Genomic DNA, 25586 nt, shown 5'->3' with positions numbered 1-25586 from the left:
CCGACACAGGTAGGGACACGGTCGGCGGGGTTCCGCAGGGTTCCCCGCCGACCTCACGCGCCGGTTACAAATCGCTCAACCCCTGGTTGCGAAGCGGTGATCGGGCGACGATAGGGCCATGACTCTGGCCCAGCGCGCCTTTGAGCGGCTGCACGCCTGGCCCGACCTCTCCGCGGGTCCGGCCAGTTGCCGAACCGGACGGGCGCTGCGCTCCGTCCGCGACGAGATCGTCCACTTCCACTCGGACCGGGACGTGGACCTCCACCTCACCCACCGGGCCATCCAGCGCTTCCAGTACGACCTCGGCGGCTCCACCGCCATCCGGCTGGTGCCCGGCTCCCGTTGGGTGACCGTGCACCTGGACTGCGACGCGGACGTGGACCTGTTGCTGAGCCTGACGAGCATCGCGCTCAAGGCGCATCAGTCCCGGCCCCCGACCGACCTCGGCGCGGGCCCCTCAGGTCCGTCGGGGCCGGCGGGGTGCAACTACCGCCGGGTCACGGTGCTTCCGCGCGCCGTGGCCGAGGAGGCCTGAGTCCGGAGGCGGCGAGGGCCGCGCCGAGCGGCGCCGGTGACGACCACGGCCACGTGGACGCCGTTCATGAAGGCCTGCCCGCTGCCCTCCACCACCGCGGCCCGCAGCCCGGCCGGCAGGTCGCCGGAGACGGGCGCCACGCCCATCGCCGCGGCGTCCTCGGCCGCCCGGAGACCGTCGGCCACGGCCGGGGGCACGCCCGCCCCGGTGAAGCTCACCGGTGAGCGTGGCGCCGACCCTGGCGCTGATCAGGGAGACCAGCACGGAGGTGCCGAGCGCACAGCCGATCTGCAGGGTCGTCGCCTGGAGGCCGCCCGCGACACCACCGTCCCGGACGGGGGCGTTGCCCACGATCGCGTCGGAGGAGGCGGACATCACCATGCCGACGCCGAGGCCGAGCGCGATACACCGCCGTCACCCGCGACGCCACGCCATGCCATGCCACGCAACGCACTCGCAACGTTCCCTTTGCTGACATGGCGGCATGGGTGACACATACGAGGAGATCCCGCGCGTCGCGCTGACCGCCGAGGCGTCCGGACTGCTGCGGCGGCTCCGCGAGGCGCACGGCCCGCTGATGTTCCACCAGTCCGGCGGCTGCTGCGACGGCAGCGCCCCCATGTGCTACCCGGCCGGCGAGTTCCGCACCGGCGCCTCGGACGTCCTGCTCGCCGAACTGACGGTCGACGGCGTCGAGGAGCCCGTGGAGTTCTGGATGTCGCGCAGCCAGTACGAGGTGTGGGCCCACACCCGGCTGACCGTGGACGTCGTCCCGGGCCGGGGCAGCGGCTTCTCGCTGGAGGCACCCGAGGGGGTGCGCTTCCTCATCCGCTCCCGGGTCGTGGACGCCTAGTTCCCGGGCGCCTCCCCGAGGTCCTACGGCCTGAGGCTGCTCACGATCTCCGCGGTCGCGGTCAGCCCGCTGCTGATGGTCGGGGCGATGCTCGTGCTCGCCAGGTAGAAGCCGAGCAGCAGGCACACCAGTGCGTGCGAGATCTTCAGCCCGCCGTTGCGCAGGAAGAGCACCGCAAGGATGAACAGCAAGAGCACCACAGAGATGGAAACGGCCATCGTCAACCTCCTCCGCCACGTCCACTTCGCGGCGTTCGGCCGCAAGTGTGGCGTAGTGGAGGGTTCGTCCGGGCGGCTGACCTGTCCTCCGAACGAGTGGTGTCCCGCTGCTGCCCCTATCGCTCCCGGCGAGCGTCGAGGAAGGCCTCGAGACCGGCGAGGTCGTCGGTGTTGAGGTGGTCGACGCCGGCGGCGAGCAGTTCGGCCCACACGGCGTCCCGCGCGGGCCCGGCCACGTCGGGCGTGGCCCAGAAGCGCACCCGCTGCCCGCAGGCGTGGGCCGCGCCCACGATCTCGCGGAGCTTGCGCCGCTCGGCCTGCGGGAAGGCGCCCACGCCCTGCCAGGCGAAGTTCAGTGTCCAGTTGTCGCTGATCAATGGCACGAAGGAGGCCGGTGCGGCGGTGCCGAGGTCAGTGAGCCGGCCGTCGTAGAAGGCCCGGCGGGTGCGCTGGACCTCCATGGGCGCGCGGGCGGCCCGGTCGCCGGAGACCACGGCGGTGACCGCGCCCGGGAACACCCGGCCGTGGGCGTAGGAGGTGAACAGGCGCGGGTAGCGGCGCAGCCGACGGTCGAGTTCGAGGTACGTCGACTCGCCCTCGGTCTTGATGTCGATCAGGAGCTGGAGGGAGCCGCGGTCCCGGCGGTACACGCGGCCGTGGTGCGCGCGGACGCGGGCGGCGAGCGGGTCGAGGTAGAGCGACTCCAGGCTGCGGGACGGGTCGAGGTCCTCGGGGTCGTGGGCGACGAGGAGTTGGCCGTCGACCAGGTAGATGTCGGCCTCGACGCTGCCGAAGCGGTGGTCGAGGGCGTCGAGGAGGGGGCGGGGGTGCTCGTAGTCGTTGTGGGCGTGCGCGCGCCACAACGGGCGCGGCCCGTGCCTGCTTTCGGACGCCGACGCGATGCCTGCGGGCAGCGCGACCGCGCCCGCGAGGGCTGCGCCGAGGGTGGTGAGGGCTCTGCGTCGGGTGGTGAGGGCCATGCTCTGCCTCCCTGGAAGTGCCGTACGGGACCCCAGTGAGTATGGGGTCCCGTAGGCCTTGGAGAGCAGAGCCGTGCGGGGAGTTGTCCGGACCGCCGCCGGTCGTTCACCTCCGGTGGCGCACTCGGCCGGCGCGGCGGGCGGACAGGGCGTCAGGGCGCCCGCAGGTCGACCAGTTCGGCCAGGACGGTGCGGTGGTGGCCCGCGGCTCCGTAGGCGATCGAGTCGGCCTTGGACCGCTTGAGGTACAGGTGGACCGCGTGCTCCCACGTCATGCCGATGCCGCCGTGCAGTTGCAGCGCCTCCTCGGCGGTGTGGACGGCGACCTGCGCCGCGTACGCCTGGGCGACGGCGACCGCCACGTCGGTGTCCGCGCCGGTCGCCAGGGCGTCGGCGGCGTTCCGGGCGGCGGCGCGCAGGCCCGCGATCTCCAGCCACAGCCGGGCGAGCCGGTGCTTGAGCGCCTGGAACCCGCCGACCGGACGGTTGAACTGCTTGCGTTCCTTGAGGTAGCGGACCGTATCGGTCAGCAGCCGGTCGGCAAGGCCCAGTTGCTCGGAGGCGAGCAGCCCGGCACCGGTTCGCAGGGCGCGGCGCACGGCGGGCTCCGCGTCGCCGAGCCGGCGCCCGGACACACCGTCGAGGGTTACGCGTGCCAGCGGCCTGGTGGAGTCGAGCGAGACCTGGGCTGTCACCGTCGCGTCGGCGGCCCCGACCGCGTACAGGCTCCCGTCGTCGGCCGGGACCAGCAGCACGTCGGCGACGGAGGCGTCCGCGATGCCCGTCAACTCCCCGTGCAGCAGACCGCTGTCCAGGCGCACGCTCGCGACGGCGCCGCCCGGCGCGACGTGCAGCCCGACGGCGAGCACGGCGACGGTCGTGGCGGCCGCCAGCTCGCCGATCAGGTCGTCGGCCCCGCAGGCCAGCAGTGCCTCGGTGGCGACGACGGAGCTCGTCAGGTACGGCACCGGTGCGACCGCGCGTCCCAACTCCTCCAGGACCACGGCGGCTTCCCGGGGCGTGGCGCCCTGTCCGCCGAGTTCCTCGGGGATCAGCAGGCCCGCGAGGCCCATCGATCCGGCGAGGGACTTCCACAGCGGCACGTCGTGCGGGGCGGCCGACTCGGTGCGAGTGACGACGTCCGCCGGGTCGCAGTGGTCGGTGAGCAGGTCCCGGACGGCGGCGCGCAGCGCCTCTTCCTCCTCCGAGTAGAGGAGAGCGGGTTCGGGCTGTGCGCTCATCGGGCGAGGTCCTTCCATGCGACGTCCTTGTCGGTGCGCGGCTCGGCGGGCAGGCCCAGGACACGCTCGGCGACGATGTTCAGCAGGACCTCGCTGGTCCCGCCCTCGATGCTGTTGCCCTTGGACCGCAGATAGCGGTACCCGGCGTCGCGTCCGGTGAAGTCGACCAGCTCGGGGCGGCGCATGGTCCAGTCGTCGTAGAGCAGGCCCTCCTCGCCGAGGAGTTCCACCTCGAGGCCGCTGATCTCCTGGTTGAGGCGGGCGAAGTTCAGCTTCATGCCGGCGCCCTCGGGGCCGGGCTGGCCCGCCACCAGTTGCTGGCGCAGGCGTACGCCGGTGAGGCGGGCGACCTCGGCCTCGACCCACAGGCCGAGCAGTCGCTGGTGCAGGTCGTGGGTGCGCAGTTCGGGGCGCTCCCGCCAGGTCGCGGCGATCTTGCCGATCATGCCGCCCTCGCGGGGGATCGGGGTGCCGCCGATGGCGACGCGCTCGTTGTTGAGCGTGGTCTGCGCGACCCGCCAGCCGTCGCCGACGTCGCCGAGTCGCTGGGAGTCGGGGATGCGGACGTCGGTGAGGAAGACTTCGTTGAACTCGGCCTCGCCGGTGATCTGGCGCAGCGGCCGCACCTCGACGCCGGGGTCGGCCATGTCGCACACGAAGTAGGTGATGCCCCGGTGCTTGGGCACGTCCGGGTCGGTGCGGGCGATGAGGATGGCCCAGCGGGCGAGGTGCGCGCTGGAGGTCCATACCTTCTGTCCGTTGACCACCCAGTCCTCACCGTCCCGCACCGCGCGCGTGCCGAGCGCCGCCAGGTCGGACCCGGCGCCCGGCTCGCTGAAGAGCTGGCACCAGACCTCCTCACCGGTCCACAGCGGGCGCAGCAGCCGGCGCTTCTGCTCGTCGGTGCCGTACTGGAGGATGGTCGGGGCGGCCATGCCGAGGCCGATGCCGATGCGCCGCGGGTCGTTGTCGGGGGCGCCTTCGGCCGCCAACTCGGCGTCCACGACGGCCTGGAGGGAGCGCGGGGCACCGAGTCCGCCGAGCCCTTCGGGGTAGTGCACCCAGGCGAGGCCGGCGTCGAAGCGGGCTCGCAGGAAGGCCAGGCGGTCCGTGCTGGCCGGTGGGTGCGCGGTCAGCAACTCACGGGTACGGCGGCGCAGTTCCGCTGCGTCGGTCATGCGACGGTTCCCTTCTCCAGCTTCTGTCCGGTCCGGCCTCGTCCGGTCATGCCTTCTCCGGTACGACGGCCACCCGGCCGGTCGTGCTGCCGTCGGCGACGCGCTGCACGGCGTCCGCCGCCCCGTCGAGCGGTACCCGCTCGCTCACCAGCGGCTTGATCGCGCCCCGTGCGGCCAGCTCGGTGAGCTGCTCGTGGCAGTGCCGGACCAGTCGGGGGTTCTTGGTGTTGTACAGGCCCCAGTGCAGGCCGAGGATCGTGTAGTTCTTCACCAGCGCGTGGTTCAGCGCCGGGCTGGGGATGGTGCCGCTCGCGAAGCCGACGACGACGATCCGCCCCTCGAAGGCGACGACCTTGGTGGACTGGGTGTACGCGTCGCCGCCCACCGGGTCGTAGATCACGTCGGCGCCCCGGCCGCCGGTGGCCTCCTTGACGGCCGCGACGACGTCCGCACCGCGCCGGTCGACGACCACGTCGCAGCCCAGCTCGCGGGCGACGGCCGCCTTCTGCGGTCCGCCGACGACGCCGATGACAGTGGCGCCGGCCGCCTTGCCGAGCTGTACGGCGGCGCTTCCGACACCTCCCGCGGCGGCGTGGACGAGCAGGGTGTCGCCGGCCTCCAGGCGGGCCCGGCGGTGCAGGCCGAACCAGCCGGTCTGGTAGCCGATGTGCAGGGCGGCGGCCTCGGCGTCGTCCAGGGCGTCCGGCGCGGGCAGCAGGGCGCGGGCGTCGGCGAGGGCGTACTCGGCGAAGCCGCCGTGCGGCAGCGCCGGGTTGGCCAGGACGCGGCGGCCGTCCTCGGTCTCGCCGCAGATCTCCACGCCCGGCGTGAACGGCAGCGGCGGCCGGACCTGGTACTGGCCCCGGCACATCAGGGCGTCCGGGAAGTTGATGTTGGCGGCCCGCACCTTCAACAGGACCTGGCCCTCGCCGGGCACCGGCGAGGGCACGTCCGCGAGGCGCATCACCTCGCCCGGCTCGCCGTTCTCGTGCACCTGCCATGCCTGCATGCGGGACCTCCACCGACTGCGTCGTCCGACCGGTCCTCCGCATACTAAGCGGTCGCTTGCCCATCGGGGAACAGGTTGAGGTACCCATCGGGGAACAGGCTTGGGTGTCCATCGGGGAACAGGCTGGGGCTCACGCCCGCGCGGGCCGCGCCCGTACGTGCATCCGCTCCCCCTGCGGTCCGAAGAGACTGAGGAACTCGACCGGCCCCTCCCCGGTCGATCCGAACCAGTGCGGTACCCGGGTGTCGAACTCGGCGGCCTCTCCGGCGGACAGCACCACGTCGTGCTCGCCGAGCACGAGCCGCAGCCGCCCGGAGAGGACGTAGAGCCACTCGTACCCCTCGTGGGTGCGCGGGTCAGGCTCCTCCCTGCGCCGGGGTTCCAGCACCTTGAACGCCTGGAGGCCGCCCGCCTGGCGGGTGAGCGGCCAGTGGGTGCGGCCGTGGCGCACGATCGGCTCGGCCCGCACCCGGGGGTCGCCGACCGGCGGGGCGCCGACCAGTTCGTCCAGTGGCACCTGGTGGGCCTGGGCGATCGGCAGCAACAGCTCCAGGCTCGGCTTGCGCAGGCCCGCTTCCAGCCGCGACAGGGTGCTCACCGAGATACCCGTGGTCTCGGACAGGGCCGCCAGCGTCACCTCCCGCTCCTTGCGAAGCCGGCGAAGCCTCGGTCCGACACCGGCGAGGACGTCGTCTGCAGTCGTCATGCGTTTATTGCAGAACCGGCAAATACATTTGTCAATCCCGAGGCATCGGGCGACCTTCTACGTGGAGGTGGTCACCATGACCCAGCACAGCACCACGACCGAGAAGAAGGACCCGGCCGGGCGGTACGACGTCGTCGTCGTCGGTGGCGGAGCGGCCGGGCTCTCCGCCGCGCTCGTCCTGGGCCGCTCGCGGCTGCGCACCCTGGTCGTCGACGCCGGCGAGCCGCGCAACGCGCCCTCGGACCACATGCAGGGCTACCTGACCCGGGACGGCATGGCCCCCGCCGAGTTCCTGGCCCTCGGCCGGGAGGAGATCGCGCGCTACGGGGTGGAGCTGGTCCGCGACCGTGCCGTGGACGTCTCCCGCGGCGAGGACTTCGCGGTGGAACTGGCCGGCGGGCACACTGTGCACGCCCGCCGGCTGATCGTCACCACCGGACTCAGGGACGAACTGCCGGCCGTCGAGCAGGTCGCCGAGCGGTTCGGCCGGGACGTACTGCACTGCCCGTTCTGCCACGGCTGGGAGGTGCGGGACGAGCGCTTCGGCGTCCTGGCCACCAGTTCGCTCAGCGTGCACCAGGCGCTGATGGTGTCCGGCTGGTCGGACGACGTGACGCTCTTCCTGCACACGGTCGCCGAGAGCGAACTGTCCGACGACGACCTGCGGCGGCTCGCGGCGGCCGGGGTCAAGGTGGTCCCCGGAGAGGTCGCGGGCCTGCGAGTCGAGGACGACCGGCTCACCGGGGTCCGGCTCGCGGACGGCACGGCGCACGACCGCACGGTGCTGTTCGTGGCCCCGAAGGCGGTCCCGCAGACCGGTCTGATGGAGCGGCTGGGGACGGAACTGCAGGAGACGCCGTTCGGCGCCTATCCCGTGGTGGACCCGACGGGCCGGACGACCGTGCCGGGCGTGTGGACCGCCGGAAACGCCCTCGGCTTCGCCGAGCAGGTCGTCCACGCGGCCAGCGGCGGCTACCGCGCGGCGGCGGCGGTCGTCGGCGACCTGATCATGTCGGGCCTGGACGCGGCCCTCACGGACTGAGGGCACCCCGGCACCCGGAGCACCGCGGAGGTTCCCGGGAGTACGTGGAGCACCCGGAGCACGCACAGCGGGCCTACGCCGGCACGCGCCCGCGCGGGCGTGCGGCACTCGCGGGTGTACGCCGGCCCTCTCCGGTGCACCATGACTGCATGCTGCTTGCCCGGTTGGCCCAGGTGTCCCGGGAGGTCGCCGCAACGTCGGCGCGGTCCCGGAAGACCGTCCTGCTCGCAGAGCTGTTCCGTGAGGCGGAGGCGGCGGACGTGCCGGTCGTCATCCCGTACCTGGCGGGGCGACTCCCGCAGGGCCGGATCGGCGTCGGCTGGAAGGTGCTGAGCCGCCGGGTGCCGCCGGCCGACGCGCCGACCCTGACGGTGCGCGACGTGGACGCCCGGCTCACCCGGCTCGGCGCGGTGTCCGGGGCCGGGTCGCAGGCCGAGCGGGCCCGGCTGGTCGGCGAGCTGATGGGCGCCGCCACCGAGGACGAGCAGCGCTTCCTGATCGGGCTGCTCACCGGGGAGGTCCGCCAGGGCGCCCTGGACGCGGCCGCCGTCGAGGGCCTGGCCGCGGCGACCGACGCGCCCCCGGCGGACGTACGGCGCGCGGTGATGCTCGCGGGGTCGCTCCAGACGGTGGCCGAGGCCCTGCTGGCCGACGGTCCCGGCGCCCTGGAGGGCTTCCGGCTCACCGTCGGCCGGCCCGTGCTGCCGATGCTGGCGCACAGCGCCTCCTCGGTCGGTGAGGCGGTCGGCAAGCTGGGCGCCGCGGCCGTGGAGGAGAAGCTGGACGGCATCCGCGTGCAGGTGCACCGGGACGGCGGCACCGTACGGATCTACACCCGCACCCTGGACGAGATCACCGACCGGCTCCCCGAGGTCACCGAGGCGGCCCTGGCGCTGCCCGGCGAGCGGTTCGTCCTGGACGGCGAGGCGATCTCCCTCGACGAGGACGGGCGTCCCCGCTCCTTCCAGGAGACCGCCGGCCGGGTCGGCTCGCGCACCGACGTGGCCACGGCGGCACGGGCGGTCCCGGTCTCCGCGGTCTTCTTCGACGTGCTGTCCGTCCACGGCCGCGACCTGCTCGACCTGCCGCTGACCGAGCGGCACGCGGAGCTGGCCCGGCTGGTACCCGAGCCCCTGCGGGTGCGGCGCACGCTGGTGCGCGGCCCGGAGGAGACCGGCGCCGCGGAGGAGTTCCTGGGCGAGGCACTGGCACGCGGGCACGAGGGCGTCGTCGTCAAGGGGCTGGACGCCGCGTACAGCGCGGGCCGGCGCGGCGCGTCCTGGCTGAAGGTCAAGCCGGTCCACACGCTCGACCTGGTGGTGCTGGCCGCCGAGTGGGGCCACGGCCGCCGCACCGGCAAGCTCTCCAACCTCCACCTGGGCGCCCGCTCCCCCGACGGCTCCTTCGCCATGCTCGGCAAGACCTTCAAGGGCATGACCGACGCGCTGCTGGCCTGGCAGACCGAGCGCCTCGGGGAGCTGGCCGTCGAGGAGCACGGCTGGGGTGTGACCGTACGCCCCGAACTCGTCGTCGAGATCGCCTACGACGGCCTCCAGCGCTCCACCCGCTACCCGGCCGGCGTCACCCTGCGCTTCGCCCGCGTGGTCCGCTACCGCGAGGACAAGCGCCCCGAGGACGCGGACACCGTGGAGACCCTGCTCGCCGCACACCCCGGGGTGGCGCCGTGAGACGGAGCGCGGGCCTGCTGCTGCACCGGCGCGGTCCCACGGGTGAGCTCCAGGTGCTGCTCGGCCACATGGGCGGCCCGTTCTACATCCGCCGCGAAGCCGGGGCGTGGACCGTCCCCAAGGGCGAGTACGACCCCGGGGAACCGGCGTGGGAGGCGGCCCGGCGCGAGTTCGAGGAGGAGCTGGGGCTGCCGCCGCCCGAGGGCGAAGCCGTGCCGCTCGGGGAGGTGCGGCAGGCGGGCGGGAAGCTCGTCACGGTCTGGGCCCTGGAGGCCGACCTCGATCCGGCGACGGTCGTCCCCGGCACCTTCCGCATGGAGTGGCCGCCGAGGTCGGGGCGGACCGAGGAGTTCCCCGAGCTGGACCGGGTGGCGTGGTTCGGGCTGGACCGGGCGCGCGAGGTGATCGTGAAGGCGCAGTCCGCGTTTCTCGACCGCCTGGCGGAGCACTCGCACTGACGAGACACCACCAGGAACCACGACGAACGACGCGACCCGTCCGCGTTGCGGCGCCCCGCGCCGCACGCCAAGGTCGAAGCACGAATGCACCCAGGGAGGTCGGCCATGCCCATCGCGACGGTGAACCCGGCGAACGGCGAGACGCTCAGGACGTACGAGGCCATGGGCGAGGAGGAGATCGAGCGCCGGATCGAGCTCGCGGAGGCCACCTTCCGCACTTACCGGACCACGGGGTTCTACGAGCGGGCCGGGCTGATGCGCCGGGCCGCCGATCTCCTGGAGGCCGACCAGAAGGAGATCGGCAGGGTCATCACCACGGAGATGGGCAAGCCGGTCAGGCAGGCCCGCGCGGAGGCGGCCAAATGCGCCAAGGCGATGCGCTGGTACGCCGACCACGCGGCCGAGCTGCTGGCCGACGAGGAGCCGGACGACGCCGACGTGAAGGACTCCGGCGCCTCCCGGGCCCTGGTCCGCTACCGCCCGCTCGGCCCGGTGCTCGCGGTGATGCCGTGGAACTTCCCGCTCTGGCAGGTGATCCGGTTCGCGGCGCCCGCGCTGATGGCGGGCAACGTCGGGCTGCTCAAGCACGCCTCGAACGTGCCGCAGACCGCCCTGTACCTGGAGGACCTGTTCCACCGGGCGGGCTTCCCGGAGGGCTGCTTCCAGACGCTCCTCATCGGCTCCGCCCAGGTCGACGACGTCCTGCGCGACGAGCGGGTGCGGGCCGCCACCCTCACCGGCAGCGAGCCGGCGGGCCGCGCGGTGGCCTCCACGGCAGGGGAGATGATCAAGAAGACGGTCCTCGAGCTGGGCGGCAGCGACCCGTTCGTCGTCATGCCGTCCGCGGACCTCGAGCGGGCCGCCGCGGTGGCGGTGACCGCGCGCACGCAGAACGCCGGGCAGTCGTGCATCGCCGCCAAGCGGTTCATCGTGCACACGGACGTGTACGACGCCTTCGCCGAGCGCTTCACCGAGGGCATGCGGGCCCTGAAGGTCGGCGACCCGATGGACGAGGAGACCGAGGTCGGGCCGCTCTCCAGCGAGCAGGGGCTGAACGACCTGGTGGAGCTGGTCGACGACGCGGTGCGCGGCGGCGCGAGCGTCCTGTGCGGCGGTGAACGCCCGGACGGGCCGGGCTGGTACTACCCGCCGACCGTCCTGGCGGACGTCACCCGCGAGATGCGCATCCACCGCGAGGAGGCATTCGGGCCGGTCGCCACGCTGTACCGGGCGGCCGACCTGGACGAGGCGGTGCTGATCGCCAACGACACGGACTTCGGCCTCAGTTCCAACGTGTGGACGCGCGACGACGCCGACGTGGACCGGTTCGTCCGGGACCTGGAGGCGGGCGGCGTGTACGTCAACGGGATGACGGCGTCCCATCCGGCGTTCCCGTTCGGCGGGGTCAAGCGGTCGGGCTACGGGCGTGAGCTGTCCGGGCACGGAATCCGCGAGTTCTGCAACATCACCACCGTATGGCACGGAGCGTGAGCCTTCCGCGACTACGATCCCCTTTGTGAACCGCGAAGTGACCCTGCCTCTGATCGTCGACGACCGCGGCACGCTCCAGGTCGCCGCGTCCGACGTGAGCAAGCTGCTGCGCACGGTCGGCGGGCGGTGGCTGCGGTTGGTGGAGACCGGCGAGGAGAGGCTGGACGAGGACACCGTCGCGGCCCTCACCATCGAGCTGGCCAAGCTGGCCGACCGGATCGACGTGGCGTGCATCGCCCACAGCAGCGGCCGCTCCTCCTGACGCCTTCGGCACGCCTCCCCGCGACGGCCCGTTCCCCGAGACGGAGTAACCCGGCGGGAGATCACCGCCCCGGTGAGTGATCGTGGACGGGCACCCCTGAGAAGGTGCGGCACTTTCCGGCCGGGGGGCGCAAGCCTTCCGCGAGGCGAAAGCAGGCACGGTTCATGGCGACTTTGTGCAGACCCTCGGTGTCCGTCCCGGAGCATGTGATCACGATGGAGGAGACGCTGGAGCTGGCGCGCCGGCGCCACACCGACCATCCCCAACTGCCGCTCGCGCTCCGGCTGATAGAGAACACCGGGGTCCGCACCCGGCACATCGTGCAGCCCATCGAGAAGACACTGGAACACCCCGGCTTCGAGGACCGCAACAAGGTCTACGAGCGGGAGGCGAAGTCCCGCGTCCCGGCCGTGATCCAGCGCGCCCTGGACGACGCGGAGCTGCTCACCACCGACATCGACGTGATCATCTACGTCTCGTGCACGGGCTTCATGATGCCCTCGCTCACGGCGTGGCTGATCAACGAGATGGGCTTCGACAGCACCACCCGGCAGATACCCATCGCCCAGCTGGGCTGTGCGGCCGGAGGTGCGGCGATCAACCGCGCCCACGACTTCTGCACCGCCTACCCCGAGGCCAACGCGCTCATCGTGGCCTGCGAGTTCTGCTCGCTGTGCTACCAGCCCACCGACCTCGGCGTGGGCTCCCTGCTCTGCAACGGCCTCTTCGGCGACGGCATCGCCGCCGCGGTGGTCCGCGGCCGGGGCGGTACCGGAGTGCGCCTGGAGCGCAACGGCTCGTACCTGATCCCCAAGACCGAAGAGTGGATCATGTACGACGTGAAGGCGACCGGTTTCCACTTCCTGCTGGACAAGCGGGTGCCGGCCACCATGGAGCCGCTCGCGCCGGCCCTCAAGAGCCTGGCGGGCGAGCACGGTTGGGACGCCGCCGACCTGGACTTCTACATCGTGCACGCGGGCGGCCCCCGGATCCTCGACGACCTCAGCACGTTCCTGCAGGTCGACCCGTACGCGTTCCGCTTCAGCCGGGCCACGCTCACCGAGTACGGCAACATCGCCAGCGCCGTCGTCCTGGACGCGCTGCGCAGGCTCTTCGACGAAGGCGGCGTCGAGGAGGGGGCGCGCGGGCTGCTGGCCGGGTTCGGGCCGGGCATCACCGCGGAGATGTCCCTGGGCTGCTGGCAGACGGCGGATGCGCGGCGGAGCATGCGGCAGGGCATCGCGCGGGACGTGTCCCGGGGTGCGACGCGGAGTGTGAGGCAGACGTGAGCGAAGAAACGATTTCTCAGACCGTGCCGCCCGTCCGGGACTGGCCGGCCGTCGATCTGCCCGGCAGCGACTTCGACCCGGTGCTGACCGAGTTGATGCGCGAGGGCCCCGTCACCCGCATCTCGCTCCCCAACGGCGAGGGCTGGGCCTGGCTGGTCACCCGCCACGACGACGTCCGCCTGGTCACCAACGACCCCCGGTTCGGGCGCGAGGCCGTCATGGACCGGCAGGTCACCCGGCTGGCCCCGCACTTCATTCCCGAGCGCGGCGCGGTCGGCTTCCTCGACCCGCCGGACCACACCCGGCTGCGCCGCACGGTGGCCGCGGCCTTCACCGCACGGGGCGTGGAGCGCGTGCGCGAGCGGTCCCGCGGCATGCTCGACGAACTGGTCGACGCCATGCTGCGGGCCGGGCCGCCCGCCGACCTCACCGAGGCCGTGCTGAGCCCCTTCCCCATCGCGGTCATCTGCGAGCTGATGGGGGTGCCGGCCACCGACCGGCACGCCATGCACACCTGGACCCAGCTGATCCTGTCCTCCTCGCACGGCGCCGAGGTCAGCGAGCGGGCCAAGAACGACATGAACACCTACTTCTCGGACCTCATCGGGCTCCGTGCGGACAGCACCGGCGAGGACGTCACCTCGCTGCTGGGTGCCGCCGTGGGGCGCGACGAGATCACCCTGGCGGAGGCGGTGGGGCTCGCGGTCCTGCTGCAGATCGGCGGCGAGGCGGTCACCAACAACAGCGGGCAGATGTTCCACCTGCTGCTGAGCCGGCCCGAACTCGCCGAACGCCTGCGTTGCGAACCGGAGATCCGTCCCCGCGCCATCGACGAACTGCTGCGCTGGATCCCCCACCGCAACGCCGTCGGGCTCTCCCGGATCGCGCTGGAGGACGTGGAGATCAGGGGCGTGCGGATCCGCGCGGGCGACGCGGTCTACGTGTCGTACCTGGCGGCCAACCGCGACCCGGAGGTCTTTCCCGACCCGGACACGATCGACTTCGGGCGCAGCCCCAACCCGCACGTGTCCTTCGGCTTCGGCCCGCACTACTGCCCCGGCGGCATGCTGGCCCGGCTGGAGTCGGAGCTGCTCGTCGACGCGATCCTGGACCGGGTGCCGGGACTGAAGCTCGCGGTGGCGCCCGAAGACGTGCCCTTCAAGAAGGGGGCGCTGATCCGCGGGCCCGAGGCGCTCCCGGTGACCTGGTGAGCGCGCTCGCCGCGGCGACGGAGGGCCTGCTGGTGCCGCCGGGCCAGGGCCGGGTGGTGCAGGCGCCGGCCCAGCACGTGACCTTCAAGGTGACCGGCTCGCACTCGCGCATGGCGTCCACCTTCGAGGTGATCGTGCCGCCCGGGTTCGACGTCGGCGCCCACGTGCACACCCGCAGCGAGGAGCTGTTCTACGTGCTGGAGGGCGAGCTGGACGTGCTCGCCTTCGAGCCGAGGGTCCGTACGCCGGACAGTTGGCGGAAGTGGGAGTCGAGTTCGGGCAACCGGGTGGTGCGCGCCACCCCGGGCACGGTCGTCGTCGTACCCCCCGGCTGCCCGCACGCGTTCGCGAACCCGACGGGCGAGCCGGCCAAGATGTTCTTCCAGGCCGGCCCGCCCCCGGACCACGAGCGCTACTTCGAGGAACTGCTGGAGCTCCTCGGCGACGGAGGCCCACCGGACCACGAGGCGATCGAGGCCCTGAGAAAGCGCTACGACATCGAACAGCTCACACCCTTGAAGCACCGGTGAGAGTCCCGACTCCAGGGGCGCGGGGAAGTACGCGACCAGCCACCACGGACCAGCACCCGGCGTCGCACAGAACCCGAAACGACGCTCAACGAATCGGCATCCCCGCCAGCGTCCGCGCAATAACCAGCCGCTGGATCTCACTCGTGCCCTCGAAGATCGTGTAGATCGCGGAGTCGCGGTGCATCCGCTCCACCGGGTACTCCCGCGTGTAGCCGTTGCCGCCCAGGATCTGGACCGCCTGGGCGGTCACCTTCTTCGCGGTCTCGCTCGCGAAGAGCTTGGACATCGAGCCCTCGGCCGCCGTGAACGGCTTGCCGTTGACGGCCATCCAGGAGGCACGCCACACCAGCAGCCGGGCCGCGTCGATGGACGTGCGCATGTCCGCGAGCTGGAAGGCGACGCCCTGGTTGTCGATGATCGGGCGCCCGAACTGCTCCCGGGTCTGCGCGTACTCCAGCGCCACCTCGTACGCGGCCCGGGCCGTGCCGACCGCCATCGCGCCGACCGCCGGGCGGGACGCCTCGAAGGTGGCCATCGCGGCGTTCTTCACGCTCCCCCGGTCTCCGGCCGGGGGGACCCCCACGCCGCCCTTCTTGGCCTTCTCCCGGGCCCGGGCGAGGCGGGCGTCCAGCTTCTCCTTGCCGCCGAGCAGGCAGGAGCCGGGCACGCGCACGTTGTCGAGGACGACCTCGGCGGTGTGCGAGGCGCGGATGCCGTGCTTCTTGAACTTCTGGCCCTGGGACAGCCCCGGCGTGTTCGGCGGCACGATGAAGGACGCGTGGCCCTTGGAACCGAGGTCCGGGTCGACGACCGCGACGACGACGTGGACGTTGGCGATGCCGCCGTTGGTCGCCCAGGTCTTGGTGCCGTTGAGTACCCACTCGTCCTTGGCCTCGTCGTACACGGCACGGGTGCGCATGGAGGCGACGTCGGAGCCGGCGTCGGGCTCGGAGGAGCAGAAGGCGGCGAGCTTGACGTCGCCCGCGTCGCCGTACATCTGCGGGATCCAGGTGCCGATCTGCTCCTCGGTGCCGTTGGCGAGGACTCCGACGGCCGCGAGGCCCGTGCCGACGATCGACAGGGCGATGCCCGCATCGCCCCAGAACAGCTCCTCCATCGCCATGGGGATGCCGAGGCCGGTGGGGTCGAAGTACTGCTGGGCGTAGAAGTCCAGGGAGTAGATGCCGACCTTGGCGGCCTCCTGGATCACCGGCCAGGGGGTCTCCTCGCGCTCGTCCCATTCGGCGGCCGCGGGACGGATGACGTCGGCCGCGAAGCCGTGCAGCCAGTCCCGGACCTCCTTCTGTTCGTCGCTCAGCTCCATGGTGAACTCGGCCATGTCCCCTCCAGTGACGCCCATGCATGTTACTTGCGGTAACCCCGAGTCTGTTACCGGTGGGTAAGAAAAGTCAACTCCCCGGATGACCTCGCCCTCCCGTTCGATGTCACGCCCCCCGTGGGTGTTAGTTTGCGCAGGCGTCACCGAAACAGCACGGGTGGGGAGAGCACATGAACACCACGCAGCGGACCGATCAGCAGACGTCCGCCGACCGCAGACGGCGCGAACTGCTCGAGGCCGCCGACCGGGTGGTGCTGCGCGACGGTCCGCACGCCTCGATGAACGCCATCGCCGCCGAGGCCGGCATCACCAAGCCGATCCTCTACCGGCACTTCGGCGACAAGGGCGGACTCTACGCCGCCCTCGCCGTCCGGCACACGGACGCGCTCCTCGCCTCGCTGCGGGCCGCCCTGGACGCCCCGGCGGAGCGTCGGCAGCGCGTCGAGGCCACCCTGGACACCTATCTGGCGGCCATCGAGGCCCGCCCGCAGGTGTACCGCTTCCTGATGCATCCGGCGGAGAGTGCCGGCGTCCCGGGCGACCAGTCCGAGCAGGGCTTCGACGTCGGCAAACACTCGGCGCCGCTGCTGCGCCGCATGGGCGAGGAGCTGGCCCAGGTCATCGAGGAACGGCTCGACGTCGGACCGGGCACGCAGCAGCTGGCCCGGGTGTGGGGGCACGGGATCGTGGGCATGATGCACGCCGCCGGGGACTGGTGGCTGGGCGAACGGCCCTGCCCGCGGGAGGAGTTGGTCCGCAGCCTGGCCGACCTGCTGTGGGGCCGCCTCGCCGAGGCCGGCGACAAGGCGGGCGGGCCGGGCTTCTGACCGCCCCCTCGCCGCATCCTCGGGCCGTCCACGGAGCGGGCGCTCAGCGATGCCAGGACGCCCGGGCCACCTGGCGCATCAGCTTCCGGTGGCGCCGGCCCGTCAGGCGATCGGCGTAGACCCGGCCCTCCAGATGGTCGCATTCGTGCTGGAGACACCGCGCGAAGAACCCCGTGCCGCGTACGGTGACCGGCTCGCCCGTCACCGTGAAGCCCGTCACGACCGCCTCGTCGTACCGCTCGGTCCCCGCCTCCAGGCCCGGCAGCGACAGACAGCCCTCCGGACCGCGCACCACCACCCCGCCGGTCTCCACCGGCCGGGGGTTCACCACGTGCCCGAGGTGCCGCTCGTCCTCGTCGTCCGGGCAGTCGTACACGAAGACCCGCAACGCCTCGCCGACCTGGTTCGCGGCCAGCCCCACCCCGTGGGCGGCGTACATGGTCGCGAACAGGTCCTCCACGAGCGTCGCGAGTTGTGGACCGAAGTCCGTCACCTCCGCGCAGGGGGTGTGCAGGACGGGATCGCCGAGGAGGCAGAGGGGGCGGACGCGCCCGCGGGCGCCCGGGATCGAGCCTTGTCGCATGGCGGTCAGAGTAAGGTCCCTGTGTCCCCGGCGGCACGCGCCCACCGCCGGAACCCGGTGGCCGGTGCCGCGATTCGGGAGTGCGAATGGATCTCGATAGGCTGAGGTCCACACCACGTGGCCGTCAGGCTTCACAGGCTTCAGGCGCGGCGCGTACGGCAAGGAGGATCGAGAACTGATGGCAGGCAACTCGGACCCGCTCACGCCGCGGGCCAAGATCGCCGTGACCGCGGGCAAGGCGGTCGCGGCGGCATCGCGCGCCGCGGGGCGCGGCAGCGGTTCGGTGATCGGCGGCCGGGTCGCGCTGAAACTCGACCCCGACCTCCTCCACCGGCTCGCCGGGCACCTGGACGTGACCCTCGTCTCGGCGACCAACGGCAAGACCACCACCACCCGGCTCATCGCCGAGGCGCTGAAGGCGGCCGGTCCGGTCGTCTCCAACGCGCTCGGCGCCAACATGCCGGCCGGCATCACCTCGGCGCTCGCGCGCGGCGCGGAGTCGCGCTTCGGCGTCATCGAGGTCGACGAGAAGTACCTGGTCGGCGTCGCCCAGGCCACCGACCCGAAGTGCATCGCGCTGCTCAACCTCTCCCGCGACCAGCTGGACCGCGCCGCCGAGACCCGGATGCTCGCCGAGAACTGGCGCGAGGGCCTGGCCGGTTCGAAGGCCGTGGTCGTCGCCAACGCCGACGACCCGCTGGTGGTGTGGGCCGCCTCCTCCTCCCCGAACGTGATCTGGGTCGCCGCCGGGCAGATGTGGAAGGACGACGCCTGGTCCTGCCCGTCCTGCGGCGGTGTGATGCAGCGCCCCGGCGACGACTGGTTCTGCGGCGAGTGCGGCTTCCGCCGTCCCACACCGAGCTGGGCGCTCTCCGGCGACCACGTGCTCGACCCGCACGGCTCCGCCTGGCCGATCCACCTCCAGCTGCCGGGCCGCGCCAACAAGGCCAACGCCGCCTCCTCGGCCGCCGTCGCCGCCGTCTTCGGGGTGCCGCCGCAGGTCGCCCTGGAGCGGATGTACCAGGTGCAGGCGGTCGCGGGGCGTTACGACATCGTCCAGTTCCAGGGCCGCGACCTGCGCCTGCTGCTCGCCAAGAACCCGGCGGGCTGGCTGGAGACCTTCTCCCTGATCGACCCGCCGCCGGCTCCGGTGATCCTCTCGGTGAACGCGCGCGGCGCCGACGGCACCGACACCTCGTGGCTGTGGGACGTGGACTACACCCGGCTGACCGGCCACCCGATCTGCGTGATCGGCGACCGGAAGCTGGACCTCGCGGTGCGCCTGGAGGTCGCGAACCAGCAGTTCCAGGTGTGCGAGGACCTCGACCAGGCGGTGCAGCTGTGCCCGCCGGGACGCATCGAGGTCATCGCGAACTACACCGCCTTCCAGGACCTGCGCCGCCGCGTCGGCAACTGACCGCGAGACTTCAGGGGATTTTCGTGAGCGACAACCAACTGCGGATCGTCTGGATCTACCCGGACCTGCTCAGCACCTACGGCGACCAGGGCAACGCCCTCGTCGTGGAGCGCCGCGCCCGCCAGCGCGGTCTCGACGTGGCCCGCCTCGACGTGCGCAGCGACCAGCCGATCCCGACCTCCGGCGACATCTACCTGATCGGCGGCGGCGAGGACCGGCCGCAGCGGCTCGCGGCCGAGCGGCTGCGCCGCGACGGCGGCCTGCACCGAGCCGTGGAGAACGGCGCGATCGTCTTCTCCGTCTGCGCCGGCTACCAGATCCTGGGCCAGGAGTTCATCAACGACCTGGGCCAGCGCGAGCCGGGCCTCGGCCTGCTCGACGTGGTCTCGACCCGCGGCGAGGGCGCGCGCTGCGTCGGCGACGTCCTCGGCGACATCGACCCGCGCCTCGGCCTGCCCCCGCTGACCGGCTTCGAGAACCATCAGGGCGTCACCCACATCGGGCCGGGCGCACGCCCGCTCGCCCAGGTCCGCTTCGGCAACGGCAACGGCACGGGCGACGGCACCGAGGGCGCGTACAACGACACGGTCTTCGGTACGTACATGCACGGCCCCGTGCTGGCCCGCAACCCGCAGATCGCGGACCTGCTGCTCAAGCTCGCCCTCGACGTGAACGCGCTGCCGCCCACCGACGACCGCTGGTACGAGGCGCTCCGCAACGAGCGCATCGCGGCCGCGCAGCAGCCCGCCTGAGCCCCGCTGCGGGGGCCCGTCTGATGGGGCATCCGCACAGGTGAGCGGATGCGTCCAGCAGGCGGACGCATGGTTCGGCCCCGCCCTCCGGTACCGCTAGGGTGGCGGGGAATCGAACCGGACAGCGCGGTCCGGACCCGTGCCACGTTGAGAAGGTATTTCGGGCTATGCGCATTGGTGTCCTCACGTCCGGCGGCGACTGCCCCGGCCTGAACGCCGTCATCCGGTCCGTCGTGCACCGTGCCGTCGTCGACCACGGCGACGAGGTCATCGGTTTCCGGGACGGCTGGAAGGGCCTCCTGGAGTGCGACTACCTCAAGCTCGACCTCGACGCGGTCGGCGGCATCCTGGCCCGCGGCGGCACCATCCTCGGCTCCTCCCGGGTCCGTCCCGAGCACCTGCGGGACGGCGTCGAGCGGGCCCGCGGGCACGTCGAGGAACTCGGCCTCGACGCCATCATCCCGATCGGCGGCGAGGGCACGCTGAAGGCGGCCCGGCTGCTGTCCGACAACGGCCTGCCGATCGTCGGCGTGCCGAAGACCATCGACAACGACATAGCGGTCACCGACGTCACCTTCGGCTTCGACACCGCGGTCACCGTCGCCACCGAGGCCCTGGACCGGCTGAAGACCACCGCCGAGTCGCACCAGCGGGTGCTGATCGTCGAGGTCATGGGCCGGCACACCGGCTGGATCGCGCTGCACTCGGGCATGGCGGCCGGCGCCCACGCCGTCGTCGTCCCGGAGCGGCCCTTCGACATCGACGAGCTGACCGCGAAGGTCGGCGAGCGTTTCTCGGCGGGCAAGCGGTTCGCGATCGTGGTGGCCGCGGAGGGTGCCAAGCCGAAGGCCGGGACCATGGACTTCGACGAGGGCGGCAAGGACGTCTACGGCCACGAGCGCTTCGCCGGGATCGCCCGCCAGCTCTCGATCGAGCTGGAGGACCGGCTCGGCAAGGAGGCCCGGCCGGTGATACTCGGGCATGTCCAGCGCGGGGGGACGCCGACGGCGTACGACCGGGTACTGGCGACGCGGTTCGGGTGGCACGCGGTGGAGGCGGTGCACCGCGGGGAGTTCGGGATGATGACGGCGCTGCGCGGGACGGACATCGAGATGGTGTCGCTCGGCGCCGCGGTGGAGTCGCTGAAGACGGTGCCGGATGCGCGGTACGCGGAGGCGGAGTGCGTGCTCTGATCCTTCGGGGCCGTTGAGAGCTCGGGTCCACCGGTGCTTCGCGGACCGCGGGTTCGTTGTGGTTGATCGCGCCCTCGCGGCGGAGCCGCAGAGCGATACAGCCCCGCGCCCCCTTCGGGCGCGTTTCACCGCCCCCGGTCGCAGATGTGGCCGGGGGCGGTTCTACGCTTGCCTTCGGACAAGCGGTGTTCAACCGCGCTCAACCCCCATGAAACAGGAGCGGGCGGATGGATCACAGCGGGCACGGCATGACGATGGATCTGCCGCCGTTCACGCTGGGGCGGGGGCTCGGCTGGTCGGCGGACCCCTTCTTCCTCGTCGCCTGCCTCCTGGGTCTGGCGCTGTACGGCTGGGGCGTCGTCCGTCTGGTGCGGCGCGGTGACAAGTGGCCGGTCGGCCGGACCGCGGCCTTCGTGGCCGGTGTGCTCAGCGTCGTCCTGATGATGTGCACCAAGCTGAACGACTACGGGATGGTCATGTTCAGCGTGCACATGGTGCAGCACATGGTGATCAGCATGGTGTCGCCGATCCTGCTGCTGCTCGGCGCCCCGATCACGCTGGCGCTGCGTGCGCTGCCCCCGGCGGGCCGCGGCCGCAAGGGGCCCCGCGAGGTACTGCTGATGCTGCTGCACAGCCGGTACATGCGGATCATCACGCATCCGGCGTTCACCATCCCGCTGTTCATCGCGAGCCTGTACGCGCTGTACTTCACCCCCCTCTTCGACACGCTGATGAGCTCGCAGGCCGGGCACATCGGGATGATGGTGCACTTCCTCGCGGTCGGCCTGGTGTTCTTCTGGCCGATCATGGGCGTGGACCCCGGCCCGCACCGGCCGGGCTACCTGATGCGGATGCTGGAGCTGTTCGCGGGCATGCCGTTCCACGCGTTCTTCGGCATCGCGCTGATGATGGCCTCCTCGCCGATGGTCGAGACGTTCAAGAACCCGTCCGCCTCCCTCGGCATCGACGCCCTCTCCGACCAGAACGCGGCCGGCGGCATCGCCTGGGCGTTCAGCGAGGTCCCGTCCGTCCTCGTGCTGCTCGCGCTGCTTTTCCAGTGGTACGCCTCCGAGGAGCGGCAGGCGCGGCGCAGCGACCGGGCCGCCGAGCGCGACGGCGACAAGGAGCTCGCGGCGTACAACGCCTATCTGGCCTCACTGAACACACGCGGCGGCTGAACGGGGCACCATGGAGGGCAACGGACACGAGGAGGGTGTTGCGATGCCCGGTTCCACGGACAGTTCGACGAAGACGATGGGGGCGCTCACCATCGGCGGCCTGGTCGCGGTGACGGCCTACACGGTGGCGCTCGGAAGCAACGGCTGGTTGTGGTTCGGCTGGGTCGTCCTCGGCCTGATCACCCTGGGGCTGGTGGCCGGCCGCCGCACCTGAGCCCCGCCCGGGGCACCCCTGCTCACTCGCGGCCGAGCCGGGCCGCCGAGTGCACGCCCGGCTGGTACTTCGGCAGCCGGACCGTGATCTTCATGCCCGCGCCGACGGCCGTCTCGATGACGAGGCCGTGGTCGTCTCCGTAGACCTGGCGGAGGCGGTCGTCGACGTTGGACAGCCCGATGCCGCCCGACGGACTGACCTCGCGTGCCAGGATGCGACGGAGCAGGTCCGGGTCCATGCCGGCACCGTCGTCCTCGATGACGACCAGGGCTTCGGCGCCCGCGTCCTGCGCGGTGATCTGGATGCGGCACCGGTCGGACTTGCCCTCCAGGCCGTGCTTGACGGCGTTCTCGACGAGCGGCTGGAGGCAGAGGAAGGGCAGCGCGACCGGCAGCACCTCGGGGGCGACCTGGAGGGTGACGGCGAGGCGGTCGCCGAAGCGGGCCCGCACCAGCGCCAGGTAGTGGTCGATGGCGTGCAGCTCGTCGGCGAGGGTGGTGAAGTCGCCGTGCCGGCGGAACGAGTAGCGGGTGAAGTCGGCGAACTCCAGCAGCAGCTCGCGGGCCCGCTCGGGGTCGGTGCGCACGAAGGACGCGATCACCGCGAGCGAGTTGAAGATGAAGTGCGGGGAGATCTGTGCGCGCAGCGCCTTGATCTCGGCCTCGATGAGACGGGTGCGGGACTGGTCGAGGTCGGCGAGTTCCAGCTGGACCGAGACCCAGCGGGCCACCTCGCCGGCCGCACGGACCAGGACGGCGGACTCGCGGGGCGCGCAGGCGACGAGGGCGCCGTGCACCCGGTCGTCGACGGTGAGCGGGGCGACGACGGCCCAGCGCACCGTGCAGTCCGGGGTGTCGCAGGTGAGGCGGAACGCCTCACCGCGGCCGGCGGCCAGCGGTCCCGCGAGGCGTTCCATGATCTCGGTGCGGTGGTGGGTGCCCACGCCGTCCCAGACCAGGACCTTTTCGAGGTCGGTCAGGCACAGCGCGTCGGTGCCCAGCAGGGAGCGCAGCTTGCGGGCCGACTTGCCGGCGGTCTCCTCGGTCAGTCCCGCCCGCAGCGGGGGCGTGGCCAGCGAGGCGGTGTGCAGGGTCTGGAAGGTGGCGTGCTCGACGGGGGTGCCCAGTCCGCCGAGGTGCTGCGGACGGGCCGTGCGCCGGCCCAGCCAGAAGCCGGCGGCCAGCAGCGGCAGCAGGGCGACGGCCAGGCCCGCGAGGAATCCGCCCAGGGAGCCGCTCACCGCGTCCTCTCCTCGCTCAGTGCTTCTGTCCGCAGCCCGTCCGTGCGCAGTTCCTCCGTGCCCAGCTCCTCCGGCAGGTGGAAGCGGGCCAGGATCGCCGCCGTTTTGGACGGGACCCGGGCCGGGGTGGCCAGCGAGACCAGCACCATGGTGAGGAAGCCCAGCGGCACCGACCACAGGGCGGGCCAGGCCAGCAGCGCGTGCAGCGCCCCGCCGCCGCCCGGGAAGCCGCCCATGGTGGCGGCGACGGCGAGCAGGGCGGAGCCGCCGCCCACCAGCATCCCGGCGGCCGCGCCGGGCGGGGTCAGCCGCCGCCACCAGATGCCGAGGACGAGCAGCGGGCAGAAGGAGGAGGCGGACACGGCGAAGGCGAGGCCGACCGCGTCGGCGACGGGCAGCCCGCCGACCAGCGCGCTCGCCGCCAGCGGCACGGCCATGGCGAGCAGGGTGCCGAGCCGGAAGTGGGACACGGCACGGGACGGCAGCACGTCCTGGGTGAGCACGCCCGCGACGGCCATGGTGAGCCCCGACGCGGTGGACAGGAACGCGGCGAAGGCACCGCCCGCGACCAGCGCGCCGAGCAGGTCGCCGCCGACACCCCCGATCACCCGGTCCGGCAGCAGCAGGACCGCGGCGTCGGCCTTCCCGGTCAGGGTCAGCTCGGGGGCGTAGAGGCGACCGAGGGCGCCGTACAGGGGTGGCAGCAGGTAGAAGGCACCGATCAGGCCGAGGACGGCGACGGTGGTGCGGCGGGCGGCGACGCCGGTCGGGCTGGTGTAGAAGCGGACCACCACGTGCGGCAGGCCCATGGTGCCCAGGAACGTGGCCAGGATCAGGCCGTACGTGGCGTACAGCGGGCGTTCGGTGCGGCTCTCGGCCCGGGAGGGCGACAGGGCGTCGTCGGCGCCGCGTCCGGCGGCCGGAACGCGGGTGTCCGCGGCGAAGGTGAGGCGGGTGCCGGCCTCGATGCGGTGGCTGCCGGCGGGCAGGGTGACGCGAGCGCCGTCTCGGGCGCGGTCGTCCACGGTTCCGTCGACGGTGACCGTCAGCGGCTCCTCCAGCTTGAGGGTGAGGGTGTCGTCGACACGGACGGAGCGCTGCTCGCGGAAGGTGGCGGGTTCCTCGAAGGGCCGGCCGGGGGCCCCGTCGCCCTGCCAGGCCAGCACCAGGAAGAGGGCGGGGACGAGCAGGGCGGTGAGTTTGAGCCAGAACTGGAAGGCCTGGACGAAGGTGATGCTGCGCATGCCGCCGGCGGCGACGATGGCGGTGACGACGACGGCGACGATCACCCCGCCCAGCCAGTCGGGCGCCCCGCTGAGCACGGTGAGGGTCAGCCCGGCGCCCTGGAGCTGGGGCAGCAGATAGAGCCAGCCGACCCCCACGACAAAGGCTCCCGCGAGCCGCCGCACCGCCTGGGAGGCGAGCCGGGCCTCGGCGAAGTCGGGCAGCGTGTAGGCGCCCGAGCGGCGCAGCGGGGCGGCGACGAAGAGGAGCAGGACCAGATACCCGGCGGTGTAGCCGACCGGGTACCAGAGCATGTCGGGTCCCTGGACGAGGACCAGTCCCGCGATGCCGAGGAAGGAGGCGGCGGAGAGGTACTCGCCGCTGATGGCGGCGGCGTTCAGGCGGGGTCCGACGGTGCGGGAGGCGACGTAGAAGTCGGACGTGGTCCGGGAGATGCGCAGGCCGAAGGCGCCGACGAGGACGGTGGCCACGACCACGAGGGCGACGGCGGGTATGGCGTAGTTGGAGTTCACCGGTCCTCGACGAGGCGTACGAAGTCGCGTTCGTTGCGCTCGGCGCGGCGCACGTACCAGCGGGCGAGGAGGACCAGCGGGGCGTACAGGCCGAAGCCGAGGACGGCCCACTCCAGGTGGCGGGCGTCGGGCAGCGCCGCGAACAGCAGCGGGAGCGGGCCGACGAGGAGGCCGAGGACCGCGAGGGCGGTGAGTCCGGCGCGCAGCTGGCTGCGCATCAGGGAGCGGACGTAGGTGTGGCCGAGGGTGGTCTGCTCGTCGATCTCGGTGCGCGGGCGGTAGGAGCCGGAGGCCTGGGGGTGCCGCCCGCGCGAGCGGTTGCGGGCGTGGGGGACGGTGCGCCCGGGCGGGCCGGTGACGGTGACGCGGCGTTCGGTGGGGTCCTGGGGCACGGC

General features: G+C 72.5%; 27 protein-coding genes and 1 pseudogene. 16 read left to right on the top strand and 12 right to left on the bottom strand.

The window, feature by feature from the left end:
* The first annotated feature begins 118 nt into the window (after positions 1–118).
* Entirely contained in the window at positions 119–535 is a 417-nt protein-coding gene (locus AB0P07_RS04590) for a luciferase family protein (protein WP_365545022.1), read from the top strand.
* Here the strand turns inward: AB0P07_RS04590 and AB0P07_RS04585 are convergent.
* Positions 498–940, bottom strand: a pseudogene (locus AB0P07_RS04585) (MFS transporter); the annotation flags it as partial. The gene AB0P07_RS04590 and the pseudogene AB0P07_RS04585 overlap by 38 nt on opposite strands.
* 79 nt (positions 941–1019) lie before the next feature.
* On the opposite strand from AB0P07_RS04585, the gene AB0P07_RS04580 reads away from it, so the two are divergent.
* A complete protein-coding gene (locus AB0P07_RS04580; protein WP_365545018.1) occupies positions 1020–1388 on the top strand; it encodes a DUF779 domain-containing protein in 369 nt (122 codons plus the stop codon).
* Positions 1389–1411: 23 nt separating this feature from the next.
* Here the strand turns inward: AB0P07_RS04580 and AB0P07_RS04575 are convergent, their stop codons facing one another.
* The 6 genes from AB0P07_RS04575 to AB0P07_RS04550 form a co-directional block, all read right to left on the bottom strand.
* A complete protein-coding gene (locus AB0P07_RS04575; protein ID WP_007388144.1) occupies positions 1412–1606 on the bottom strand; it encodes a hypothetical protein in 195 nt (64 codons plus the stop codon).
* Positions 1607–1722: 116 nt separating this feature from the next.
* The gene (locus AB0P07_RS04570) at positions 1723–2586 is read right to left on the bottom strand and encodes a phosphatidylinositol-specific phospholipase C/glycerophosphodiester phosphodiesterase family protein (protein ID WP_365545015.1); all 864 of its coding nucleotides are present in this window, start codon (positions 2584–2586) and stop codon (positions 1723–1725) included.
* 152 nt (positions 2587–2738) lie between these two features.
* Entirely contained in the window at positions 2739–3827 is a 1089-nt protein-coding gene (locus AB0P07_RS04565; RefSeq protein WP_365545012.1) for an acyl-CoA dehydrogenase family protein, read from the bottom strand.
* On the bottom strand, positions 3824–5005 hold the full coding sequence (locus tag AB0P07_RS04560) for an acyl-CoA dehydrogenase (protein WP_365545009.1): 1182 nt from the start codon (positions 5003–5005) through the stop codon (positions 3824–3826). Before AB0P07_RS04560 ends, AB0P07_RS04565 begins: the two co-directional genes overlap by 4 nt.
* Positions 5006–5051: 46 nt before the next feature.
* The gene (locus AB0P07_RS04555) at positions 5052–6014 is read right to left on the bottom strand and encodes an NADPH:quinone oxidoreductase family protein (protein WP_365545006.1); all 963 of its coding nucleotides are present in this window, start codon (positions 6012–6014) and stop codon (positions 5052–5054) included.
* A gap of 130 nt (positions 6015–6144) precedes the next feature.
* Entirely contained in the window at positions 6145–6720 is a 576-nt protein-coding gene (locus AB0P07_RS04550; RefSeq protein ID WP_365545003.1) for an XRE family transcriptional regulator, read from the bottom strand.
* A 76-nt stretch (positions 6721–6796) separates the two neighbouring features.
* On the opposite strand from AB0P07_RS04550, the gene AB0P07_RS04545 reads away from it, so the two are divergent.
* The 8 genes from AB0P07_RS04545 (at position 6797) to AB0P07_RS04510 (ending at position 14691) form a co-directional block, all read left to right on the top strand.
* Positions 6797–7762, top strand: coding sequence for an NAD(P)/FAD-dependent oxidoreductase (locus tag AB0P07_RS04545; RefSeq protein ID WP_365545001.1), 966 nt, complete (start codon positions 6797–6799; stop codon positions 7760–7762).
* Between the two features lie 149 nt (positions 7763–7911).
* Positions 7912–9450 (top strand): ATP-dependent DNA ligase, encoded by a 1539-nt coding sequence (locus tag AB0P07_RS04540; protein ID WP_365544998.1) that lies wholly within the window; start codon positions 7912–7914, stop codon positions 9448–9450.
* A complete protein-coding gene (locus AB0P07_RS04535) occupies positions 9447–9908 on the top strand; it encodes an NUDIX domain-containing protein (RefSeq protein ID WP_365544995.1) in 462 nt (153 codons plus the stop codon). The genes AB0P07_RS04540 and AB0P07_RS04535 overlap by 4 nt, the downstream gene beginning before the upstream one ends.
* A 105-nt stretch (positions 9909–10013) precedes the next feature.
* Entirely contained in the window at positions 10014–11399 is a 1386-nt protein-coding gene (locus tag AB0P07_RS04530; protein ID WP_365544992.1) for an NADP-dependent succinic semialdehyde dehydrogenase, read from the top strand.
* A 25-nt stretch (positions 11400–11424) separates the two neighbouring features.
* Positions 11425–11661 carry a DUF6213 family protein gene (locus AB0P07_RS04525; protein ID WP_164418885.1) on the top strand — a complete coding sequence of 79 codons (237 nt, stop codon included), beginning with the start codon at positions 11425–11427 and terminating at the stop codon, positions 11659–11661.
* A 104-nt stretch (positions 11662–11765) separates the two neighbouring features.
* Positions 11766–12950 (top strand): 1,3,6,8-tetrahydroxynaphthalene synthase, encoded by a 1185-nt coding sequence (locus AB0P07_RS04520; RefSeq protein WP_365544989.1) that lies wholly within the window; start codon positions 11766–11768, stop codon positions 12948–12950.
* Positions 12947–14161 carry a cytochrome P450 gene (locus tag AB0P07_RS04515; RefSeq protein WP_365544986.1) on the top strand — a complete coding sequence of 405 codons (1215 nt, stop codon included), beginning with the start codon at positions 12947–12949 and terminating at the stop codon, positions 14159–14161. The genes AB0P07_RS04520 and AB0P07_RS04515 overlap by 4 nt, the downstream gene beginning before the upstream one ends.
* Entirely contained in the window at positions 14158–14691 is a 534-nt protein-coding gene (locus AB0P07_RS04510) for a cupin domain-containing protein (protein ID WP_365544983.1), read from the top strand. Before AB0P07_RS04515 ends, AB0P07_RS04510 begins: the two co-directional genes overlap by 4 nt.
* A gap of 85 nt (positions 14692–14776) precedes the next feature.
* Here AB0P07_RS04510 and AB0P07_RS04505 read toward each other — a convergent pair whose 3' ends face one another.
* Entirely contained in the window at positions 14777–16030 is a 1254-nt protein-coding gene (locus AB0P07_RS04505) for an acyl-CoA dehydrogenase family protein (RefSeq protein WP_365544980.1), read from the bottom strand.
* A gap of 170 nt (positions 16031–16200) precedes the next feature.
* Between AB0P07_RS04505 and AB0P07_RS04500 the strand changes: the two genes are divergently transcribed.
* Entirely contained in the window at positions 16201–16857 is a 657-nt protein-coding gene (locus tag AB0P07_RS04500) for a TetR family transcriptional regulator (protein ID WP_365544977.1), read from the top strand.
* Between the two features lie 43 nt (positions 16858–16900).
* Here the strand turns inward: AB0P07_RS04500 and def are convergent, their stop codons facing one another.
* On the bottom strand, positions 16901–17440 hold the full coding sequence (gene def, locus AB0P07_RS04495; RefSeq protein WP_365544974.1) for a peptide deformylase: 540 nt from the start codon (positions 17438–17440) through the stop codon (positions 16901–16903).
* A 178-nt stretch (positions 17441–17618) separates the two neighbouring features.
* Between def and AB0P07_RS04490 the strand changes: the two genes are divergently transcribed.
* The 5 genes from AB0P07_RS04490 (at position 17619) to AB0P07_RS04470 (ending at position 22194) form a co-directional block, all read left to right on the top strand.
* Entirely contained in the window at positions 17619–18857 is a 1239-nt protein-coding gene (locus AB0P07_RS04490; protein ID WP_365544971.1) for a MurT ligase domain-containing protein, read from the top strand.
* Positions 18858–18880: 23 nt separating this feature from the next.
* Positions 18881–19609, top strand: coding sequence for a type 1 glutamine amidotransferase (locus AB0P07_RS04485; RefSeq protein WP_102928231.1), 729 nt, complete (start codon positions 18881–18883; stop codon positions 19607–19609).
* A gap of 167 nt (positions 19610–19776) precedes the next feature.
* Entirely contained in the window at positions 19777–20802 is a 1026-nt protein-coding gene (locus AB0P07_RS04480; protein WP_164418873.1) for a 6-phosphofructokinase, read from the top strand.
* Between the two features lie 227 nt (positions 20803–21029).
* Positions 21030–21980 (top strand): cytochrome c oxidase assembly protein, encoded by a 951-nt coding sequence (locus AB0P07_RS04475; protein ID WP_365544967.1) that lies wholly within the window; start codon positions 21030–21032, stop codon positions 21978–21980.
* 43 nt (positions 21981–22023) lie between these two features.
* On the top strand, positions 22024–22194 hold the full coding sequence (locus tag AB0P07_RS04470; RefSeq protein ID WP_365544964.1) for a hypothetical protein: 171 nt from the start codon (positions 22024–22026) through the stop codon (positions 22192–22194).
* 22 nt (positions 22195–22216) lie between these two features.
* On the opposite strand, the gene AB0P07_RS04465 is transcribed toward AB0P07_RS04470, so the two are convergent.
* Genes AB0P07_RS04465 through AB0P07_RS04455 form a run of 3 tightly spaced genes read right to left on the bottom strand, consistent with a single transcriptional unit; the run spans position 22217 to position 25583 of the window.
* The gene (locus AB0P07_RS04465) at positions 22217–23422 is read right to left on the bottom strand and encodes a histidine kinase (protein WP_365545845.1); all 1206 of its coding nucleotides are present in this window, start codon (positions 23420–23422) and stop codon (positions 22217–22219) included.
* An 8-nt stretch (positions 23423–23430) separates the two neighbouring features.
* Positions 23431–25191 carry a cation acetate symporter gene (locus AB0P07_RS04460; RefSeq protein ID WP_365544962.1) on the bottom strand — a complete coding sequence of 587 codons (1761 nt, stop codon included), beginning with the start codon at positions 25189–25191 and terminating at the stop codon, positions 23431–23433.
* Positions 25188–25583, bottom strand: coding sequence for a hypothetical protein (locus AB0P07_RS04455; protein ID WP_365544959.1), 396 nt, complete (start codon positions 25581–25583; stop codon positions 25188–25190). The genes AB0P07_RS04460 and AB0P07_RS04455 overlap by 4 nt, the downstream gene beginning before the upstream one ends.
* Positions 25584–25586 lie beyond the last annotated feature (3 nt).

It is taken from the genome of Streptomyces sp. NPDC085944 (genome assembly GCF_040686295.1).
GTDB lineage: Bacteria > Actinomycetota > Actinomycetes > Streptomycetales > Streptomycetaceae > Streptomyces > Streptomyces salinarius.
This window is presented reverse-complemented; position numbering and strand designations above follow the sequence as displayed.

Bases quoted from the DNA above. Each gene is read 5' to 3' on its own strand.
- AB0P07_RS04475 (WP_365544967.1), top strand. From the start codon at position 21,030: ATGGATCACAGCGGGCACGGCATGACGATGGATCTGCCGCCGTTCACG.
- AB0P07_RS04550 (WP_365545003.1), bottom strand. From the start codon at position 6,720: ATGACGACTGCAGACGACGTCCTCGCCGGTGTCGGACCGAGGCTTCGC.
- AB0P07_RS04555 (WP_365545006.1), bottom strand. From the start codon at position 6,014: ATGCAGGCATGGCAGGTGCACGAGAACGGCGAGCCGGGCGAGGTGATG.
- AB0P07_RS04580 (WP_365545018.1), top strand. From the start codon at position 1,020: ATGGGTGACACATACGAGGAGATCCCGCGCGTCGCGCTGACCGCCGAG.
- AB0P07_RS04570 (WP_365545015.1), bottom strand. From the start codon at position 2,586: ATGGCCCTCACCACCCGACGCAGAGCCCTCACCACCCTCGGCGCAGCC.
- AB0P07_RS04530 (WP_365544992.1), top strand. From the start codon at position 10,014: ATGCCCATCGCGACGGTGAACCCGGCGAACGGCGAGACGCTCAGGACG.
- AB0P07_RS04490 (WP_365544971.1), top strand. From the start codon at position 17,619: ATGGCAGGCAACTCGGACCCGCTCACGCCGCGGGCCAAGATCGCCGTG.
- AB0P07_RS04500 (WP_365544977.1), top strand. From the start codon at position 16,201: ATGAACACCACGCAGCGGACCGATCAGCAGACGTCCGCCGACCGCAGA.
- AB0P07_RS04575 (WP_007388144.1), bottom strand. From the start codon at position 1,606: ATGGCCGTTTCCATCTCTGTGGTGCTCTTGCTGTTCATCCTTGCGGTG.
- AB0P07_RS04545 (WP_365545001.1), top strand. From the start codon at position 6,797: ATGACCCAGCACAGCACCACGACCGAGAAGAAGGACCCGGCCGGGCGG.
- AB0P07_RS04470 (WP_365544964.1), top strand. From the start codon at position 22,024: ATGCCCGGTTCCACGGACAGTTCGACGAAGACGATGGGGGCGCTCACC.
- AB0P07_RS04560 (WP_365545009.1), bottom strand. From the start codon at position 5,005: ATGACCGACGCAGCGGAACTGCGCCGCCGTACCCGTGAGTTGCTGACC.
- AB0P07_RS04565 (WP_365545012.1), bottom strand. From the start codon at position 3,827: ATGAGCGCACAGCCCGAACCCGCTCTCCTCTACTCGGAGGAGGAAGAG.
- AB0P07_RS04505 (WP_365544980.1), bottom strand. From the start codon at position 16,030: ATGGCCGAGTTCACCATGGAGCTGAGCGACGAACAGAAGGAGGTCCGG.
- AB0P07_RS04590 (WP_365545022.1), top strand. From the start codon at position 119: ATGACTCTGGCCCAGCGCGCCTTTGAGCGGCTGCACGCCTGGCCCGAC.
- def (WP_365544974.1), bottom strand. From the start codon at position 17,440: ATGCGACAAGGCTCGATCCCGGGCGCCCGCGGGCGCGTCCGCCCCCTC.
- AB0P07_RS04480 (WP_164418873.1), top strand. From the start codon at position 19,777: ATGCGCATTGGTGTCCTCACGTCCGGCGGCGACTGCCCCGGCCTGAAC.
- AB0P07_RS04540 (WP_365544998.1), top strand. From the start codon at position 7,912: ATGCTGCTTGCCCGGTTGGCCCAGGTGTCCCGGGAGGTCGCCGCAACG.